12 protein-coding genes are annotated in these 17,922 nt (G+C 61.0%); 8 read left to right on the forward strand and 4 right to left on the reverse strand.

What is annotated here, in order from left to right:
* The first annotated feature begins 94 nt into the window (after positions 1 to 94).
* Positions 95 to 766: a response regulator transcription factor gene (locus tag K3758_RS08810; RefSeq protein ID WP_259944041.1), complete on the forward strand. Its 672-nt coding sequence runs from the start codon at positions 95 to 97 to the stop codon at positions 764 to 766.
* The gene (locus K3758_RS08815) at positions 763 to 2,163 is read left to right on the forward strand and encodes a sensor histidine kinase (RefSeq protein ID WP_259944044.1); all 1,401 of its coding nucleotides are present in this window, start codon (positions 763 to 765) and stop codon (positions 2,161 to 2,163) included. Before K3758_RS08810 ends, K3758_RS08815 begins: the two co-directional genes overlap by 4 nt.
* Here the strand turns inward: K3758_RS08815 and K3758_RS08820 are convergent.
* Positions 2,141 to 7,993 carry a DUF11 domain-containing protein gene (locus tag K3758_RS08820; protein WP_259944047.1) on the reverse strand — a complete coding sequence of 1,951 codons (5,853 nt, stop codon included), beginning with the start codon at positions 7,991 to 7,993 and terminating at the stop codon, positions 2,141 to 2,143. The genes K3758_RS08815 and K3758_RS08820 overlap by 23 nt on opposite strands.
* Positions 7,994 to 8,338: 345 nt before the next feature.
* On the opposite strand from K3758_RS08820, the gene K3758_RS08825 reads away from it, so the two are divergent.
* Complete coding sequence (locus tag K3758_RS08825; RefSeq protein ID WP_067622059.1) at positions 8,339 to 8,677, forward strand: hypothetical protein; 339 nt, start codon at positions 8,339 to 8,341, stop codon at positions 8,675 to 8,677.
* A 6-nt stretch (positions 8,678 to 8,683) separates the two neighbouring features.
* Here K3758_RS08825 and K3758_RS08830 read toward each other — a convergent pair whose 3' ends face one another.
* Positions 8,684 to 9,394 (reverse strand): endonuclease/exonuclease/phosphatase family protein, encoded by a 711-nt coding sequence (locus K3758_RS08830; protein ID WP_259944052.1) that lies wholly within the window; start codon positions 9,392 to 9,394, stop codon positions 8,684 to 8,686.
* Positions 9,391 to 10,761 carry a phosphatidylserine/phosphatidylglycerophosphate/cardiolipin synthase family protein gene (locus K3758_RS08835; RefSeq protein ID WP_259944053.1) on the reverse strand — a complete coding sequence of 457 codons (1,371 nt, stop codon included), beginning with the start codon at positions 10,759 to 10,761 and terminating at the stop codon, positions 9,391 to 9,393. Before K3758_RS08835 ends, K3758_RS08830 begins: the two co-directional genes overlap by 4 nt.
* A gap of 456 nt (positions 10,762 to 11,217) precedes the next feature.
* On the opposite strand from K3758_RS08835, the gene K3758_RS08840 reads away from it, so the two are divergent.
* The 5 genes from K3758_RS08840 to K3758_RS08860 all read left to right on the forward strand — a co-directional run bounded on the left by K3758_RS08840 (position 11,218) and on the right by K3758_RS08860 (position 16,631).
* Positions 11,218 to 11,817, forward strand: a complete 600-nt coding sequence (locus K3758_RS08840; protein ID WP_067621921.1) for an outer membrane protein — start codon at positions 11,218 to 11,220, stop codon at positions 11,815 to 11,817.
* A 353-nt stretch (positions 11,818 to 12,170) separates the two neighbouring features.
* Positions 12,171 to 13,541, forward strand: coding sequence for a cysteine--tRNA ligase (gene cysS, locus K3758_RS08845; protein WP_259944055.1), 1,371 nt, complete (start codon positions 12,171 to 12,173; stop codon positions 13,539 to 13,541).
* Entirely contained in the window at positions 13,538 to 15,154 is a 1,617-nt protein-coding gene (cimA, locus tag K3758_RS08850) for a citramalate synthase (protein WP_259944056.1), read from the forward strand. Before cysS ends, cimA begins: the two co-directional genes overlap by 4 nt.
* Positions 15,151 to 15,870 (forward strand): trans-aconitate 2-methyltransferase, encoded by a 720-nt coding sequence (locus K3758_RS08855; RefSeq protein WP_259944057.1) that lies wholly within the window; start codon positions 15,151 to 15,153, stop codon positions 15,868 to 15,870. The genes cimA and K3758_RS08855 overlap by 4 nt, the downstream gene beginning before the upstream one ends.
* Complete coding sequence (locus tag K3758_RS08860) at positions 15,867 to 16,631, forward strand: squalene/phytoene synthase family protein (protein ID WP_259944058.1); 765 nt, start codon at positions 15,867 to 15,869, stop codon at positions 16,629 to 16,631. The genes K3758_RS08855 and K3758_RS08860 overlap by 4 nt, the downstream gene beginning before the upstream one ends.
* A 4-nt stretch (positions 16,632 to 16,635) precedes the next feature.
* On the opposite strand, the gene K3758_RS08865 is transcribed toward K3758_RS08860, so the two are convergent.
* Entirely contained in the window at positions 16,636 to 17,847 is a 1,212-nt protein-coding gene (locus tag K3758_RS08865) for an MFS transporter (protein ID WP_259944059.1), read from the reverse strand.
* Between the last annotated feature and the right edge of the window lie 75 nt (positions 17,848 to 17,922).

A 17,922-nucleotide genomic window follows, 5' to 3' on the forward strand; every position in this document is an offset into this window, starting at 1 on the left:
GGATTTGTTTTAGGGAACGAATCCCTCCTCCAACACGGGCACACTGCCTTTCCAACCTTGCGCGAAACTTGCGCATCAGGATTAAGTTTTAATCATGCGCATAGCAGTCATCGAAGACAATGAGGCCCTTGCTCAAGGAATTGCCCATCGCCTGCGCGATCGCGGCCACGCGGTGGACCTGCTGCACGATGGGGAAGACGCGGATGCTTTTCTGCGCCATGAGGGGGCAGACTTGATCGTACTGGATTGCAATCTGCCCGGCTGTGATGGGCTGGAGGTTCTGAGCCGCCTGCGCCGCCGGGGCGATGGAACGCCGGTGATCCTGCTGACCGCGCGGGCAGAGACGTCAGAGCGGGTTGCCGGGCTGGATGCCGGGGCCGATGATTATCTGACCAAACCCTTCGAGATGGATGAGTTGGAGGCGCGGCTGCGGGCCATGGCGCGGCGCAAGAACCTTGAATTCGCCGCCCGCGACGCGATTGGCCCCTTGGTCTTTGACCGAACCAACCGCCAGTTGTTGAAGGACGAACAGCCACTGGCCTTCCCCCGCAAAGAACTGGCGACGCTTGAATGCCTTCTCGAAAGGCGCGGGCGGATCGTCTCGAAATCACAACTGATCACCCATGTCTATGGCACCGGTGCCGCGCAGGAAGACAGCGCAATCGAGCCGCATGTCTCCCGTCTTCGCAAACGGTTGGAGCCCTTCGGCATCCGCATCAAAGCCGCGCGCGGGCTGGGCTATATGCTGGAGGTCGATAGCGCATGACCTCGAGGTCGCTGCGCTCCCGGCTGTTCATGCTGATCCTGCCGCCGCTGCTGTTGCTTTCGATCTTTCTGGGATTTTGGCGCTTTGAAGTGGCGCAGCGCACCTCTGAAACCCTGTTCGACCGGAGCCTGCTGGCAGCAGCTTTGGCGATTTCCCGCGATGTGGCGATTTCGGGCGGGGACGCACTTTCGCCCAGCACGCGGGATTTCGTCTCGGACGCCGGGGGCGGTGAGCTTTTTTACCATGTCACGGGCCCCGGTGGCATTTACATCACCGGTTATGCCTATCCACCCGTCTCTGGTGGCCGGGCGGGCGAGGATCGGCTGAACTACACGATGGCTGAATACCGGGGCGAGCCTGTGCGCGTTTTGCGGATGCGGGAGAGTACGACCATCGGCAACCTGACGGGCGATACGATTGTCACAGTCTGGCAAAGGGACAGTGATCGCAATGCCTTCGCCGCCGCCTTGGCGCGCCGCGCGGCGGCTTTGATCGCCAGTCTGATGGCGGCCCTTGCTTTGGTGGTCTGGTTCGGGGTGAAGATCGGCCTGCGCCCCTTGAACGATTTGCAAGATGCGATCCAACACCGATCCCCCGATGACCTGCGCGATATTCGCCGCCCGGTCCCGGCTGAGGCCTTTGGTATTGTCGCCACGTTGAACCGGCTGTTCGGGCAGGTGCGCCAGAGCATTGAGGACCATCAGGTCTTTATCTCCAACGCCGCGCATCAACTGCGCAACCCCGCTTCAGCTTTGTTGTCATTGGCCGAGGTTTTGCCAGATGTCAGCGACCCGCAAGAGCGTCGATTGAGAGAACGCGAATTGATTGCTGCGGCCCGCAAATCAGCGCGGCTGGCCAATCAGTTGCTGTCTCTTGAACGGTTGCGCTACGACGAGGTCCCTGCATTCGATACGCTTGAGCTCAACGCTGTCGCTGCCGAAGTGTGCAGTGACTTTGCCCCCACCGTCCTGTCGCGGGACATTGGCTTTGGCTTTGAACCATGCACCACACCGCTACATGTTGCGGGCGACACTGTGCTGCTCGCCGAAGCGATCACCAATTTGCTTGAAAACGCGCTGACCCATGGCGGCGGCGGCCTCACCGCGATCGGCGTCAGCACCATGGTAGAGGGGCAATTTGCGGTTTTGGCTGTAGAGGATGACGGCACCGGCATTCCCGAAGGCAGTGCCGAGGCCGCGTTCGAGAGGTTCGGCCAACTAAGCGAAGGGCAAGGCAGTGGTCTTGGTCTTGCGATTGTTAAAGATGTCCTGCGCCGTCACGGCGGCCAAGCCGAACTGGTGCCGCAAGACAAGGGTTTGATCGTAAAGATCAAGATCCCACTGTCTGCGCCGACTGTCTGGCCGGCGGTTCCGATCAAGGGGTCACGCGGACCTTGAAAAACACACTCCCTTCGGCGCCTGCGGCATGCGTCCCGCTGCAATCCCACCGCAGGGGGCCTTCATATCCCGGAAGGTTGTCGCTTGGGTTTGCGAGATCGCAGATCAGCGAGGGGCTCACGGTTTGCGGTGTGGCTACGGCCTCCGACAATTGCGTATAGGGCGGCGTTCGGTCGTAAATAACGATGGCGGATGCAATGCGCTGGCTCGGGTTCACCACTGTGATGCGGTATACCAGTACATCCCCGGGCGAGGCTTGATTTGAATAGCCCTCACCCGTGCCTTGCGTTTCGTTCTGTACAGTTTTCACCAGAACGAGCTGACTGCCACCGACTTCGACCGTCACGCGATCCGTATCGGTTGTAATGTGCGAAGCAGTGGTTTCGGAAAAGTCCGTGGCGGCTTGCACCTCGTAGGTCAAAGCGCTGCCCGGAGGCAGGCCGCCACCCGCCGAGACCCTTGAAATGAGGCAGAGTTCGTCACCCGCTTGCACGGAAATTGGCACGGTCAGCGGGGTGTCGGGCGCGCCATCGCAATCGTTGTCGATAAAGAGTGCAACCGAGAATGCGCCGACCGCAGGCTCGGAAATGCTCTCTACTGTAAAGGTGGTGATCCCAGATGAACTGGCTCGATAGAGATGGGGCAGAAGGGCGATTTGGCCCGCGCCGATGTACGCGTCACGGTCCTCACTCAAAGTGGGAAGTGGAATAATGCCCAAGGTAAGTCCGCTGTAATCGGTCTCAGGAGAAGGGGTGAAGCTGAACGAGCCATCATGTGGATCGCTGTTCACCAATCCCGGCAGTGAGCCCGGTCGCTCGGAAATCGCTCTCCACCCTTCGGCGGGCACCGTTGAGACGGTCAGGCTGCCGGTGTAGTTCGGCGCGAGCCGATAGGCCCATCGTCCATCGGCGCCGACCTGCGGGCTTGCCAAAAGCGCACCGGCATCGTCCAGCAGCTGAATGGTTCCTGCATTCGTGCCTACCTCGTCGCCCGTGGCAGAGCCATCATGCGCGACCCCGCCGCGACCATCATCCCGGATCAGCTGGCCTGAAATTTCACCGCCCGAGGTTGCGAGAGCGATCGTGACGCTGGCTTCGTCGTCGTCGGCAATCCCGTCCTGCAAGTCATCTTGGGCCAGACCAACGGCTGGATCGCTGTCGAGGTCGGGTAGGGAACTGCTCACGATCTCGACAACGTTTGTATAGTTGCCACCCGCCGTGACACGGACACGTATGGTAAGGGTTTCTGTCGCACCCGGCAGGATTTCATCGACGAACCAAAGTCCCGTACTTGGGTCGAAGTAATCGCCGGTCGGAGGGGCCGTGTCGCTGATATAAGCGAAACCTGCGGGGATGTTTTCAATCACCTGGACCCCCGAAGGCGAGCCGGGGCCGTCATTCGTCACGCTGATCACCCAGTCGATGATGTCGCCTTCGACAGCGGTTGTGACGGGAGAGGTGGTGCCCGCCTGGAAAGCCTCTTTGGTGATCGAGAGGTCAGAAAACTGCGGATCGAAACCAAAGTCATAGGCCACTGTGAAGGCACCGGAATCGGCCTTTACACCGACGAGGGGGTTCGACGTCCCGATCTGCGCCCCGGGGAGGAGGTCGGCATCATTGACATCCACCTCTACCCGGTAGGTGGTGCCCGCAGGCAAACCGACAAAGGCATAAGTTCCGTCAGGCTCAGTATCGACTGTCTGGAGAAAACTGTCATCGTCCAGATCATTTGGCGTTGCGTTATCGGAGTACAGATCCACCCGGATCCCGCCCGCCAAGTTCTCTTCCGCGCCGTCTTTTATGTCGGAACCGTCTTGATCGATATAGATGTTGCCGCCCAGTCCGGACAGTACGAAAGGTGTCCCGCCGCGGCACGAGGTGCCATCGCTGAAACCGCCCTCATCCGTTCCCGTGGCCAGCCTTAACCGATTGCCGGTCGACGTATCGATTAGGAAAATAGAGTTCGATACCTCTTCATAGGCGTACATCTGGCCGTTCTCGTCAAAGAAAACCGCAGACCAGATGCCCGTGTAAACACTAGGCCCAAATTCCACCACCGTGGTGAAACCGGCGAGACCATTGTTCGCGAAGACGCGAAACAGGCTGCCGGTGTTTTCGTTGATGCCGTAGATGAAGCCGTCCAATGGATTTACGGCGAAATCGGACACCGTGACAGCTTGAGAGAGGGTCAATTGCCCGGCATCAATGGGATTGTTGGGGTCGGCCAAATCCAACAACTGCCAGGTGACATCGTCTACTTCGTAGACCAGTGTACCGTTGGGCAAGATATCGCCCGCATCTTCGGCCCGTTCGGCGCTGTTTGGGAATGAAGGCATTTCTGTAAAGTTTCCGGTGCCGTCCACGCGCCACAGTTCATCTTTGCCGGGGCGGACGCCATAGATATAGCCATCGAGTTCGTTGTATCCCCAGCCAGCTGCCAGCCGGCGCGGCGCTGTCCCGATGGGTTGCGATGACATGGAGTAGCCCGACCCGGTGTCGGTAAAGCGCAGTTTGCGCAACTGCGTTGGATCGTCAGACAGCAGGTAGAGGCCACTGTCGCAGGAAACCGGAGGAACATCGCCGGAAACTGTCAGCCTGTAGTCCTCAACCTCTCCGTCAAGTGCGAGGGGGACAACGCCCTCGGTGGTTGACCACCTGAACCGCGCGAATGTCGGCGTGAGCACGGAACTTCCCGGCACGTTTACATCAAATCGGATCTCGCCATTCAGGGTGCCGTCTTTATCCGAAGCGCTGCCGTCCTGCAGATCAGAGGCGATCTGCTCTGTGGCGTCGAATAGTCCGTTGCCGTTAAAGTCAATCCACACCTGAAGATAGGCCACGCCGCCTGTCAAACTGCCGACCCCGCCGGTCACCTCGTTTACAAACACGGTTATTTCAGTCGTGCCGCCAGCAAAGAGCTGGGGGAGCGTGACCCCGTCTTCGTCGTCATTACCGTCAAGATCGTCGCCCAAAGCATCGGCACTTGCTTGAGAGGCAGCCTCGGGGTCAGGAGGGAGGGCCCCTAAGTAGGTCCCCGCGATGCCGGTTTCAGCGATGATGTGCAAAGGGTCGCCATAGCTTGCCGGAGCATCACCGCGATCGACCAGAGGGGCTGCGGCGATGTTGATCGGGTAGTCTTCGACCTCCCCATCCAAGGAGACATCCGCCACGCCGACAACCGGGGTCGTAGACCACCGAAAGCGGGCAAAGGTCTGGTCCAATACCGCGTCACCCGGGACAATCACGTCAAATTGGATCAGGCCATCGCCTGCGACCTGATCCCCACCGGTGCCATCATCTTGCAAATCGCGCGCGATTTCTTCGGCGGTTGCAAGGGCCATGACATCGTTGCCGTCGTAGTCGATCCAAGCGGTCAAAAAGCCACCGTCGCCTTGGACACGTGCTTCTAGTGTTGCGATAAAACCTTGGATGAGCGGGGGAATCGTTATGCCATCGTCATCGTCCGACCCCGCATCATCGGCGTTCCCTGGCCCCGCATCGCTTGTCAAAGCATCGCCCAGATAGACCTTGGGCTCTGACCCCATCGTATGGAGTGCATCCCCATATATCGATGGCGCGTCAGTAAAGTCGGCACAGGCTTGGATGTCGGTCAGTTGCAGAGATCCGGCGAAGTTTGCGCTGTTGTTTTTGCGGGTGCCATGATCGATCACGACCCGATCAACCGGGGCGCCAAATCCGACTTCTACGGCAAAATTCTCGGGTAAGGCTGTTGTCGAGAATGTGCTGTCGCGCTCTGCCAAGACAGAACCATCCGCATTGGCCCGGCGAAACATGGAGGCCGAAAGCGGGCCGTCCGCGATGGCAGGTTGCACGCGCACGCCGTTGCGTTCGCCGTAGATCGCTACGGATTCGTCAAATTCCAAGCTCGTGACGTAGAAAAGGACGGAGTCCATCGGGGTGTCAAAATCAATATTCAAGGTTGCATATTGCTGTGTGAATACGGGGTTTCCGCCATACCCGGCGGAGTAGAGTTCATTTGCGTTTCCGATCGCGGCTGCGCGGCCAAATCTAGCGTCAGCGTTTGCGGTTGCAGTGAGTGAACCGCCGACGCCGTAGCGGGTGAAAGTAGACGTCGCGCCGAGGGCTGCGGGGCTGTCTGATGTCCAATCGACGATCGAAAACCGCGTTCCAGAACAGGTTGGAAGCGTATCGGCTGGCACGGTGGTAACGTTAACGCTGACGCTGTCGGTGTCGGCCCCGCCTTCGTCGCTGGAATTTGCGGCATCGGCGGTGATGCTGCCTCCCGCCGCGGTAGAGACATAGGCATCAAACTCGATGGCGCCGCTTCCAAGACCGTTCAAACTGGGCATCGGAAGGAGCGGGAAAGTGCCGTTTGTCGGGGTGGAGGCAGGGCGGATGTCTTCGCCCGAGATGACTTGAAAGTTCGTCGTACCCGAAATTTCGGGCGGCAGGGTCACCGAGGTTTGCACATTGGTCATAGGGCTGAGCGACGTATTCACATAGCTCACACGGTAGGTCAGCGTGGCGCCCTGCGGAACGTCGCCCCCCGAATACGGGGTGCCGTTCACCGCCGTGATGGAGATTGATACGAAAAGGTCTTCAGGCCCCGCAGGTGAGACGGCTGAGGTTCCGGCGACCCAATAGCGCCATGGGTTGTCGTTCCCGGCAGAGGCGCCTTCGGCGGAGTCTCCGCCGTGACCTTCGGCATTGAAATATCCAATGTTGGCCGGGTCGCTGACCTTTACCTCCATGACGGCGTAATAAGTCTCTCCCTGCGCGATCCCGCCGAAGGCGTAGCGCACTGCGTTTGTGCCGCTCGGCAAAACGGACGCGGCGCTGCTATTAAGGTTAAAACCCGCGGTCGTTTCGGTGCAGGCTTCGTAAGAGTTAACGCCCGGGTCCAGCGATTCGGGAAAGACGGATCCGGCGCCAGTGGCAGGCCCGTCTGGCCCCGCGAGCAGCGGATCATCCGCTTCGCAGGAACCGGGATAGCTGATCCGGTTCCAAGGGCCGATGGTGCCATAGCGGTCCCAATCGGATCCTGAATCCGGGCCTGCCACGGGGCTGCCCGCGCGAAAGGGTGTCGCCCCCCGACCGCCCGTGATCGTGGTCTCTTCTTGGGTTGAGAAACCGTTTGGGTCGATTGTCCCCCCAGAACCGAAGGCGTTGATCTGAACCGCGTCCCATTTGTTGTGAACGCGGGCGGTGCCCGTGCCGCCAACGCTGCTCCAAGGGCTGCCATTCGTGGGATTGACGAGGTACCCGTTTTCTAAAGTAGCGATATCCGATCCGTTTGCGAACAATGCAGTATCCGGACGGGTTGAGTAAAAAATACCAGTATCGCCATAGATATAGGCCAGCCCGGCGTTACAGTTGGCGATGGAAAAACCCGCTGCTTGGCACTGCGCCGTGTCAGAAGGAGCCCAGCCGTTTGCAGAAATATCAAACGTCTGCTGCCCTTTCGGACCCCAACCCTTAGACACGCCAGACCCCGTCGAGGCGCGCGCCGGGCGGGCGTCTTGGGCCGCGCCTGTAGCATCAGTTATATAGGCGGATGCGACTTCGGTCCCGGTGGGCACATACAACGTGGCATAGCCGCCCGGACCATCAAGCGTGCCTTCGGCTATGACGGGAAAGTCGGCAATGATGGCAATGTTATCACCGGCTGAAATCGGCGGCAGCCCCGCCGCGACCCGGTCCGCGATCTGCTGGCGGCTGGCATCGGTCAGGGAAACGCCGCCGCCGCCCAGCCACGCGCCGTGCGAAAGCACCATGGTTGAAAAACAGAGCCAAAAGAATGCCCCCAGAACGGCCTTGGCGCTCGCGCAGAATAATCTAAAGAATATCATGACTTACTCTCAATTTGTCCTGCACTAGGCTTTCATCGGGTAACTTTTGCGTCAATCTGAGCAGGTGGGTCTCGGGCATATGCTTTGGGTTAGGTCTGCTAGGCCTTAGAGAGATTTCTTAACCGCGCAGGGTTAACTATGTATTGAAGGACCTTTGGATCGGATGTCTGTGGTTGTTGGAGGCCGGGGCGCTTGGTGTTGCCGCCGGCGTCGGCGCCATGACGACATCCGGGGTTGAGCGCGGCCTTATAGGCCCCGACGTCAGGTGGTGGCCGTGAGGCAAAACAGTCGTTAACCAAAATTAAACCAGTCCCTCCCTATCAAGGATGTGAAAGGGAGAATTTGATGAAACGTCTTGTTATATTGGGATTTCTCACCGGATCGCTGGCGGCCTGTGTCGAACCTCCGGCCTCACCAATGGAAGCCGCGGCGCGGCGGGCGGCAGCGGCGGAATTGACCGCCAAACAATGTGCAGGCTTTGCGGGCGGTTATGAGAGCGTGCGCAAATTGCGGCACGATGCGAACCAAAATATCGCCACGGCACGGCGGCTTGGGGCGACGGATGCGACGATTGCCAAGGCGCGAACGGATGTGCGCATGGCCTTTGATATGCAGGTCGCCTTCTCCAATCCGCAGCAGGCTTGCAACATGATGGTAGGCGAGCTGGCTTGGGCTACGGGGTGACCCGCTCTAGCGATGCGCCACGTCGAGCCAGATCGGCAGATGGTCCGACGCGCGGCGGGTCTGCGAGGTCTCGACCACGCCGCCTTGGCGCACTGTGAGATGCTGATCCAACGCCATGCGATCAAGAAAAGCCACGGGCATCCGGGCGTGATAGCTTTTGCCCGGTGCATGGATCGTAAAGCGTTTCGCCAAGCGGCCCAGCCCGACCTTTTGGGACCATTCGTTCAGATCGCCCGCGATCAGCGTGGGGCAGTCGGCGCAGGCATCAAGATGGGCGATCATAGCGCTCAACTGTTCCTTGCGGGAGGGGCGCAGCAGGCCGAGATGCGAGGCGATGACGCGCAATTGCCGCGCGCCGATGTGCAGATCGGCCACCATGGCACCGCGCGGCTCGACCCCCGGCAGGGTCAGATGCGCCACCTGATCAATCTTGGCAGAGGGGCGGACCAAAACGGCATTGCCGTGCCAACCGATGCTGACATCGCTTGGTGTTGGCACGGGGCGCATGCCCGTGACCTCTTCGACCCGATCCAGCGGCAGGGCAGAGGGGCGCGGGGCGCGGCGGCGGTCGGCTTCTTGCAGCACCACCACATCTGCATGCAGGCTGCGGATGATCCGCATGATCCGCTCCGGATCGCGGCGTCTATCGGTGCCCAGGGCCTTGCGGATGTTATAGCTGACGATGCGCAGCGATTGGGGGGCGACGGCGGGGATCATAGAACAGGCGCTCCCAAACGAAACAGCCCCTCGGCCACCTTGCGGATCATCCCCGTCGGAGGCTTCTCCATGGCGCAGTGTTCGGAGAGATGTTCAAACCAGTCATGCAGCTTCGCGACCGACCCCGCGTCATAGACAAAAAGCGTGATCTCAAAGTTCAGCAACATGCTGCGCACGTCGAAATTGGCGGTGCCCACAAGCCCCATATCGTCGATGATCCCGGCTTTGGCGTGGATCATCCCGGGCTGGTAATACAGCACATGGCCGCCAGCTTCGTGCAGGTCGCGCAGGTAGGCACCGCGGGCAAAATCCGCCAGCCGTTGGTTGGAGCGTTCGGGCACCAGCACCCGCACGTCCACACCGCGTCGGGCAGCAGTCGTCAAAGCCGCACCAAGCGCTTCGGTCGGCACGAAATAGGGGGTCACGAGCCAAATCCGCGCCTCGGCCAAATGCAGCGCGCGGATCAGACCGTCGTGCAGCGGGTCTTCGGTGATATCGGGGCCGGAAGGAACCAATTGCACCGTGGCGGTCCCGCCCGTATGCGCCGCGACCGAGGGGGCAGGGTCCAAAGCCTCCCCGCTGGCCACGCCCCAATCCGAGCGGAAAACATCGCCGAAACTCTGCACTGCGCGCCCCTCGAGCAAGAAGGCCAGATCGGTCCAGCCGTCCTCAAGCGCCGTGGGGCCGAGGTAGTGCGCGCCGATGTTCATGCCGCCTGAAAAGACCCGCGCATCATCCGCGATGATCATTTTGCGGTGGTTGCGCAAGTTCAGGTGGCCAGAGCCCGGCACTTGCAACAGCGGTGAATAAAAGCGCACGTCACCCCCTGCCGCACGCAAACGACGCAGCGCGGCTGCCGGGCCGCGCAGGGTGCCCAAGCGGTCCATCAGCAGCCGAACTTTGACACCGGCCTTGGCGCGTTCGGTCAGCGCGTCGACAAAGATGCGGCCGGTGTCGTCATTGGCAACGATGTAGAAAAGCGCGTCGATCCGTTTCTCGGCCCCTTGGATCAGCGCCATCACGGCTTCATGCGCCGCTGTCGGATCACCCAAGAGCCGCAGGTCTTGCCCATGGGCGGCGGCGGGCAGGCCGAAATACTGCATCGTCGCGTCCAGCGTATGCACCGGACGGGGCGGCGGCCCTCCGGTTTCCCCTTTGAGGAAATGCACCGGGGAGTAGCGCGAAGATTGTTTGCGAAAGCCCAGCCCGAGAAACAACGGCACCGCGACCCATGGCAGCGCGATGATGAACAGCAGCCAAGCCGCCGTCGATTGCGGCGTGCGGCGCTGTTGCAAAATCACGATCGCCGCCAGCAGCGTCAGGATCACGATGATGACGATCTCTAAATGAGTGGTGATCCAAGACATGGGGTGGGGTCTGCTCCTTCTTGCTGACAATAGAGGCAAATAACGCGTTCCCCTTTGACAGCAAGCCTTGGTCAGTGTCAGTCGTCGAGGAATGATTTTAGTGTGGTTTTTGGGGTGGTGGCTTTGGGACGTGGGTCTTCCATGCAATCCTACCGTCGGTGCAGGAACGATCCACGCAGGCTTTTTGCGCTTGGGTGACCGTTACTAGGGCTGAATTATCCGTATTGCGGCGGCAAGTATTTGATGCAGCTTGATAATTGTTGCCAAGTCCCAAGGCGGCAACACACTTGATACATAACTTAAGCGGCGCTTGGCCGAGGGTATGTTGCAAATGTGCGACAATCAGCGCATCGCAAATCTGTGAAGTGAAAAACCTGAAACCCAATACTAGATGAGGCGTTGCGTGAGTGACCCTGCGGCGAGGATCGCAGGTCACCTGTATTTAAGGAGCAGAACATGAAACGCACGACAACAATCGCCAGCATCGCCCTGATCGCATCCAGCGCCTTCGCGGGTGCAGCAGCAGCCGGTTCGCTGGAAGACACCACAGTTGAAGCACCGGTTTTCACACCTGCGCCGACACCCGTGGCCGTTGATGGCGACTGGACAGGCTTCTACACCGGTCTTCAGGTTGGTCAAACCGACATCGACAGCGACAGCGGCACCCTTGACGGTGACGACACGTCCTACGGTTTCCACGCCGGTTACGACTATGACTTCGGCAAGTTCGTACTGGGTGGTGAACTCGACTATGACAAAACCGACATCGATCTGGGCAACACAGGCGTCGCTGCGGATTCCGTTGCACGCGCCAAGCTGAAAGCCGGTTACGACTTCGGCAACACGCTGGTCTATGCAACAGCTGGTGCAGCCCGCGCCGACACCGACGTTGGTGATGAAACAGGCCCCTTCGCTGGCTTGGGCGTCACATATAAAGTCACAGACCGTTACACCGTCGGTGGCGAAGTGCTGCAGCACAAATTCGATGACGTAGGCGGCACAGGCGACGATCTGGACGCGACAACCATCTCCCTGCGTGGTTCCATGCGCTTCTAATCTATCTTGGCGGGGTAACTCGCTTTGATAGGGGGCCGGCTTCCGAAAGGAGGCCGGCCTTTTTTGTGCGGACAGGCCGCGTGGCGGGCATGTCATCTGGCAAAGATGGGCAATGCTGCCCCCAAGCAGGCTGTCTTCGACCGTCATGGCCGCGCGCTACGCGCATAAAACTTAACCGGACAAGGGGCTTGGCGGAGGGCGGCGGACTTGCTACAAGCTTGTCATGAACACCGCAACGCTCATTATTTGCTGCATTACCCGCTGAGACATCCGCGCGGGCCGCTGTTCACGTCATTCCCATTCTGACAAAACTATGCCAAGCCCGCGTCACACCCGCGCAAGGACGCCTGCCCATGACCCGTGACCTGACGATCAAGCTGCACAACACCGCCACCCGGAAGAAAGAGGATTTCACGCCGATTGATGCGCAGAATGTGCGGATGTATGTCTGCGGTCCCACGGTCTATGACCGTGCGCATCTGGGCAATGCACGGCCCGTGATCGTGTTTGATGTGCTCTACCGTCTGCTGCGGCATGTCTATGGACCCGAACACGTCACCTATGTGCGGAATTTCACCGATGTGGATGACAAGATCAACGCCCGCGCCGCGGACAGCGGGCGCAGCATTGGTGAGATCACGGCCGAAACGACCCAGTGGTATCTTGACGACATGGCCGCCGTCGGCGCGCTCGAGCCTGATCACATGCCCCGCGCCACGCAGTATATCCCGCAGATGGTCACGATGATCCGCGGGCTGATCGATGAGGGCTACGCCTATGAGGCCGAAGGCCATGTCCTGTTTCGGGTTCGCAAATATACAGGATATGGCGCGCTCTCGGGCCGCTCGGTCGACGATATGATCGCAGGCGCGCGGGTTGAAGTGGCCCCTTATAAAGAGGACCCGATGGATTTCGTGCTGTGGAAACCCTCGGACAAGGCCACGCCCGGTTGGGATTCGCCGTGGGGGCAGGGCCGTCCGGGCTGGCATATCGAATGCTCCGCCATGGCCCATGATCTGCTGGGAGAGCGGTTCGACATCCATGGCGGCGGCATCGATTTGCAATTCCCGCATCATGAGAACGAAATCGCCCAGTCGAAATGCGCGGGCCACGGCTTTGCCAACTACTGGCTGCACAATGAGATGCTGCAGGTCGAGGGCAAGAAAATGTCCAAGAGCTTGGGCAATTTCTTTACCGTGCGCGATCTGCTGGATCAGGGCGTGCAGGGCGAGGTGATCCGCTTCGTCATGCTCTCAACCCATTACCGCAAGCCGATGGACTGGACCGAGAAGAAGCGCGAGGAGGCCGAGAAGACCCTTCGCAAATGGTATCTTCAGGCGGCGGAGGCTGAGGCCGCGACGCCTTCACCGGACCTCGTCACGCTCTTGGCGGATGACCTTAATACCCACGGTGCGCTGACCGAATGCCACCGTCTGTCGAATGCGGGCGATACGGCGGGTCTGCGCGGGGCGTTGGTCCTTCTGGGGTTGATGGACGATCTGATTCCCGAATGGGCAGCGGTGCAGGCGCTGGACCTCAGTGACATTGAGGCCTTCCTCAGCGATGCCCGCGCCACGGCGATGGAAACCAAGGATTTCGCCGAGGTGGACCGCATTAAAACGGCGCTGACCTCCGTGGGCATCGAAGTGCAGATGAGCAAGGACGGCGTGAAACTGACACCTCCGCCAGGCTTTGATCGCAGCCAGTTGGAGGGGGTATTGTGACCCGCGAACGCCTCACCCTCTACGACACCACTCTGCGCGATGGGCAGCAGACCCAAGGCGTGCAGTTCTCCATCGATGAAAAGCGCCAGATTGCCGAGGCGCTCGACACGCTCGGAGTAGACTATATCGAAGGCGGCTGGCCCGGTGCTAACCCCACCGACAGCGCATTTTTCGAGGCCGCTCCGCAGACGAAGGCACGCCTCACCGCCTTTGGCATGACCAAACGCGCGGGCATGTCAGCCGAGAATGACGACGTGCTGGCCGCCGTGCTCAACGCCGGGACGCAATCTGTCTGTATCGTCGGCAAGACCCATGACTTCCACGTCAAAACCGCCCTTGGCATCACGCTGGAGGAAAACACTGGCAACATCGCCAAATCCGTCGCCCATCTGGTCGCTCAAAGGCGCGAGGCGCTGTTTGATGCCGAACATTTCTTTGATGGCTACAAGGCCAACCCCGACTACGCGCTTAAGGCGGTCCGCGCGGCCTATGGGGCGGGTGCGCGCTGGATCGTGCTTTGCGACACCAATGGCGGCACGCTGCCCGAAGAGATTGGCCGCATCACCCGCGATGTGATCGCCGCAGGCATCCCCGGTGACCGGCTGGGCATCCACACCCATGACGACACCGAAAACGCCGTGGCCTGCACGCTGGCCGCCGTCGACGCGGGCGCGCGCCAAATCCAAGGCACGCTGAACGGACTGGGCGAGCGGTGCGGCAACGCCAATCTGACCACGGTGATCCCGATCTTGCTGCTGAAAGACCCCTATGCCAGCCGCTATGAGATCGGTGTGAGCCGTGACGCGCTGCGCGGGCTGACCCGCACCAGTCGTATGCTGGACGAAATCCTTAATCGCGTGCCGATGAAACAGGCAGGTTTCGTAGGGTCGTCGGCCTTTGCGCATAAGGCGGGGCTGCATGCCAGCGCCATCGCCAAAGACCCCAGCACCTATGAACATATCGACCCCGCACTGGTCGGCAATACCCGCGTCATTCCGATGTCGAACCAAGCCGGGCAATCCAATCTGCGCAAACGGCTGAGCGATGCCGGTCTGGCCGTGGCCAAGGGCGATCCGGCGCTTGGCCGGATCTTGGAGGTGGTCAAGGGCCGCGAGGCGCAGGGCTATGCCTATGACACCGCACAGGCGAGTTTCGAGCTTCTCGCCCGCGACGTGATGGACCAGTTGCCTCATCTTTTCGAGGTGGAGCGCTACCGCGTCACGGTCGAACGTCGGCGCAATGCCGAAGGCCGGATGGTCAGCCTTTCCGAAGCGGTCGTGGTGGTCGATGTCGACGGAGAAAAGCGGCTCTCGGTCTCGGAATCGCTGGACGAAGATGGCGCAGACCGTGGCCCGGTCAACGCGCTGTCCAAAGCACTGGTCAAAGACTTGGGCAAATACAGCAGCCTGCTGGATGACATGCGTCTGGTTGACTTCAAAGTCCGCATCACCCAAGGCGGCACCGAAGCCACCACCCGCGTCATCATCGACAGCGAAGACGGGCAGGGGCGGCGTTGGTCCACCGTGGGCGTCAGCGCCAACATACTCGACGCCTCCTTCGAGGCATTGCTAGATGCGATACGTTGGAAATTGATCCGGGACCGCGCCCAATGACAGATGATATGACCGCCTTTTTCACGCTGCACCGTGATCTGCCGCGCGAGGGGCCGGGAGAGCCTTCGGACGTGAACTGGGCCGTGGAGCAGGTCGACCTGCCCGCGCGCGCCGAGATTGCCGATGTGGCCTGCGGCCCCGGCAGTGACATCGGCGCACTCCGCGCGGCGATCCCGCAGGGGCATGTCACCGCACTCGATAAAACCGCGCATTTTGTCGACACCGCGCGGGGGCGTTTCGTTGCAGATAGCAATGTTACCCTGTTGCGCGCCGATATGGCCGCCATCGCCAATGAATACGACCTGATCTGGTGTGCCGGCGCGGTCTATTTCCTTGGCGTGACAGAGGCGCTGACCCGCTGGCGCAAATCGCTGCGCGCGGGTGGCGTGGTGGCATTCTCCGAGCCTTGCTGGCTGACCGATACCCCTTCCGAGGAGGCCCGCGCGCAATGGGCCGACTATCCAGCGATGAGCGACGCCGATGGCATTGCCGAACGGGTGCGCGCGGCGGGCTATGAGGTCGTGGCGACCCGCGTTCTGTCGGAGGAGGCTTGGGAGAATTACTACACCCCTTTAGAGGCCCGCATGGAAAAGTTGCGCCCCGGCGCGGATGACGAATTGAAGAGGATGCTTGATGCCACTGAGGCGGAAATCGCCTGCTGGCGCGCGCACGGGGACGAATTTGGGTACCTACTGACGGTGGCGCGCCCCGTATGACTTTCGACGCCGACCTAAACGCCTGCGCCGCCATGGTAGAGCGCGCCGACCCTTGGCGCTTTCGCGCAGCCATGGCCGCCCCAGTCGAGACGCGCAAGCTGCTGTTCCCGCTCTACGCCTTCAACGTCGAGGTTGCCCGCGCGCCATGGGTCACCCAAGAGGCGATGATCGCCGAGATGCGCCTGCAATGGTGGCGCGACGCGCTGGAAGAGATTGCCAAGGGCGGTCCCGTCAGGCGTCACGAAGTCACCACGCCGCTGGCCCGCGCCATCGCGCCCGAGGATGCGGAACTGCTGGATGAACTTGTCGCCGCGCGGCGGTGGGACATCTACAAAGACCCCTTTGAGGATGCTGGTCACTTCGAGCGCTACATCGATCAGACCGCAGGCCATCTGATGTGGGTCGCCGCGCGCCGCCTTGGCGCGACGGAGGAAGCGGTGGTGCGCAATGCGGCCTATGCCACCGGCATCGCCGCTTGGCTCTGTGCGATTCCGAATTTGGAAGAGGCGGGCCGTGTGCCGCTGCTCGATGGCACGGCGGAAGGGGTTTCGGCCCTCGCCAAGGGGGCGTTGGACCGCCTGAAATCAGCGCGGGCCAAACGTGCGCAGATCCCAAAGGCGGCGCGGGCCGCATTGTTGCCTGCCGCCCATGCCGGACCTGTCTTGCACGCGGCTGTGGCAGACCCGCAAAAAGTCTCCGAAGCAAGCTTGCCTGACCCGCGCCGCCATTTCGCGCTGCGGGCCATGGCGTCTCGCTGGTAGGCGCTTAGCTCAGTTGCGTTTCTTTGCGGCTGCGCAGCACCAGCCAGATCAGCGAGCCACCGGCCAGCACCAAGAACGGCACCATAGCAAAGTTCACCGCTGCCCAGCCTTCTTGTGCCGTGCCGCCCGAACAGTTCATCAAACCGCCCGAGGCGAGCGAGGCGACGGTCACGCCGCCAAACACCAGCAGGTCATTCAGGCCCTGCATCCGCCCGCGCTCATGCGGCTCATGCGCGCCCGCAAGCATCGTGGTCGCACCGATAAAGCCAAAGTTCCAGCCCAGCCCCAAGAGGATCAGCGCGACAAAAAAGTTGCCCAGCTCCGCCCCCTGCAGCGCCACCAGACCTGCGGCGGCAAGGATCGCAATGCCAAGGCCCATGATCCGCTCAACGCCGTACCGATTGATCAGGTGGCCGGTAAAGAACGACGGCGCGAACATCGCCAGCACATGGCCGGTGACCACATAGCCTGCGTTATCTTGGCTAAAGCCACAGCCGACGACGGCCAGCGGGGTCGAGGTCATCACGAGGTTCATCAGCGCATAGGCCACCATGGCGCAGATCACCGCCACGGCGATGCGCGGCGTGGTCAGAAGCTCCCAGCGGCTGCGGCCCTTGGGCGCGTCATGCGCCGGGATCGGCGGCTTGGGGATGTCGATGAAAAGAAACAGCAGCGCGCCCACAACGTTCACCGCCACCACGGCCAAATAGGTGCCAAGGAAGGGCACCACGAGGCTGCCAGAGGTCGCCGTGGCAAGCTGCGGCCCGATGATGGCCGAGACCAGACCGCCCGCCATCACATAAGAGATCGCCTTGGGCCGGAAGTCATCCGAGGCGGTATCGGCGGCGGCGAAACGGTAGAACCCTTGGGCAGACATATAGACGCCCGTCAGCAGGGAACCGAGCAAAAAGACCGGGAACGACGCCAGATAAAGCCCATAGGCCGCGACCGCGCCGCCCAATGCTCCGCCCGAAGCTCCCAGAAAAAACCCCGCCCGCCGGCCAAACCGTTGCATGATGGCCGAAACCGGCGTGGCCGAGAGCATGGAGCCCAGCACGATCATCGAGATCGGCAGCGTGGCCAGACAGACATTGGTCGCCAGCGACTGACCGGCAAGGCCACCCACGAGGAAAATCATCGGCATCTGAGCACCAAGAAAGGCCTGCGCTGCCACCAGCACCGCTACGTTGCGCCGGGCGCGTCTGTCGTCGATCATGTCTGAATTCCTCACATCCCGCCAAGGCGTAGCCCTGCCGATGGGTAAGGGCAAGCCCAGGCCCGTTTTTTGCGC

Source organism: Sulfitobacter sp. W002 (genome assembly GCF_025142135.1).
GTDB classification, from domain to species: Bacteria; Pseudomonadota; Alphaproteobacteria; order Rhodobacterales; family Rhodobacteraceae; genus Sulfitobacter; species Sulfitobacter profundi.

Coding starts and splice junctions, on each gene's coding strand:
- K3758_RS08865 (WP_259944059.1), bottom strand. CDS start 17,847: ATGATCGACGACAGACGCGCCCGGCGCAACGTAGCGGTGCTGGTGGCA.
- cysS (WP_259944055.1), top strand. CDS start 12,171: ATGACCCGTGACCTGACGATCAAGCTGCACAACACCGCCACCCGGAAG.
- K3758_RS08820 (WP_259944047.1), bottom strand. CDS start 7,993: ATGATATTCTTTAGATTATTCTGCGCGAGCGCCAAGGCCGTTCTGGGG.
- K3758_RS08860 (WP_259944058.1), top strand. CDS start 15,867: ATGACTTTCGACGCCGACCTAAACGCCTGCGCCGCCATGGTAGAGCGC.
- K3758_RS08825 (WP_067622059.1), top strand. CDS start 8,339: ATGAAACGTCTTGTTATATTGGGATTTCTCACCGGATCGCTGGCGGCC.
- K3758_RS08815 (WP_259944044.1), top strand. CDS start 763: ATGACCTCGAGGTCGCTGCGCTCCCGGCTGTTCATGCTGATCCTGCCG.
- K3758_RS08810 (WP_259944041.1), top strand. CDS start 95: ATGCGCATAGCAGTCATCGAAGACAATGAGGCCCTTGCTCAAGGAATT.
- K3758_RS08835 (WP_259944053.1), bottom strand. CDS start 10,761: ATGTCTTGGATCACCACTCATTTAGAGATCGTCATCATCGTGATCCTG.
- K3758_RS08855 (WP_259944057.1), top strand. CDS start 15,151: ATGACAGATGATATGACCGCCTTTTTCACGCTGCACCGTGATCTGCCG.
- K3758_RS08830 (WP_259944052.1), bottom strand. CDS start 9,394: ATGATCCCCGCCGTCGCCCCCCAATCGCTGCGCATCGTCAGCTATAAC.
- K3758_RS08840 (WP_067621921.1), top strand. CDS start 11,218: ATGAAACGCACGACAACAATCGCCAGCATCGCCCTGATCGCATCCAGC.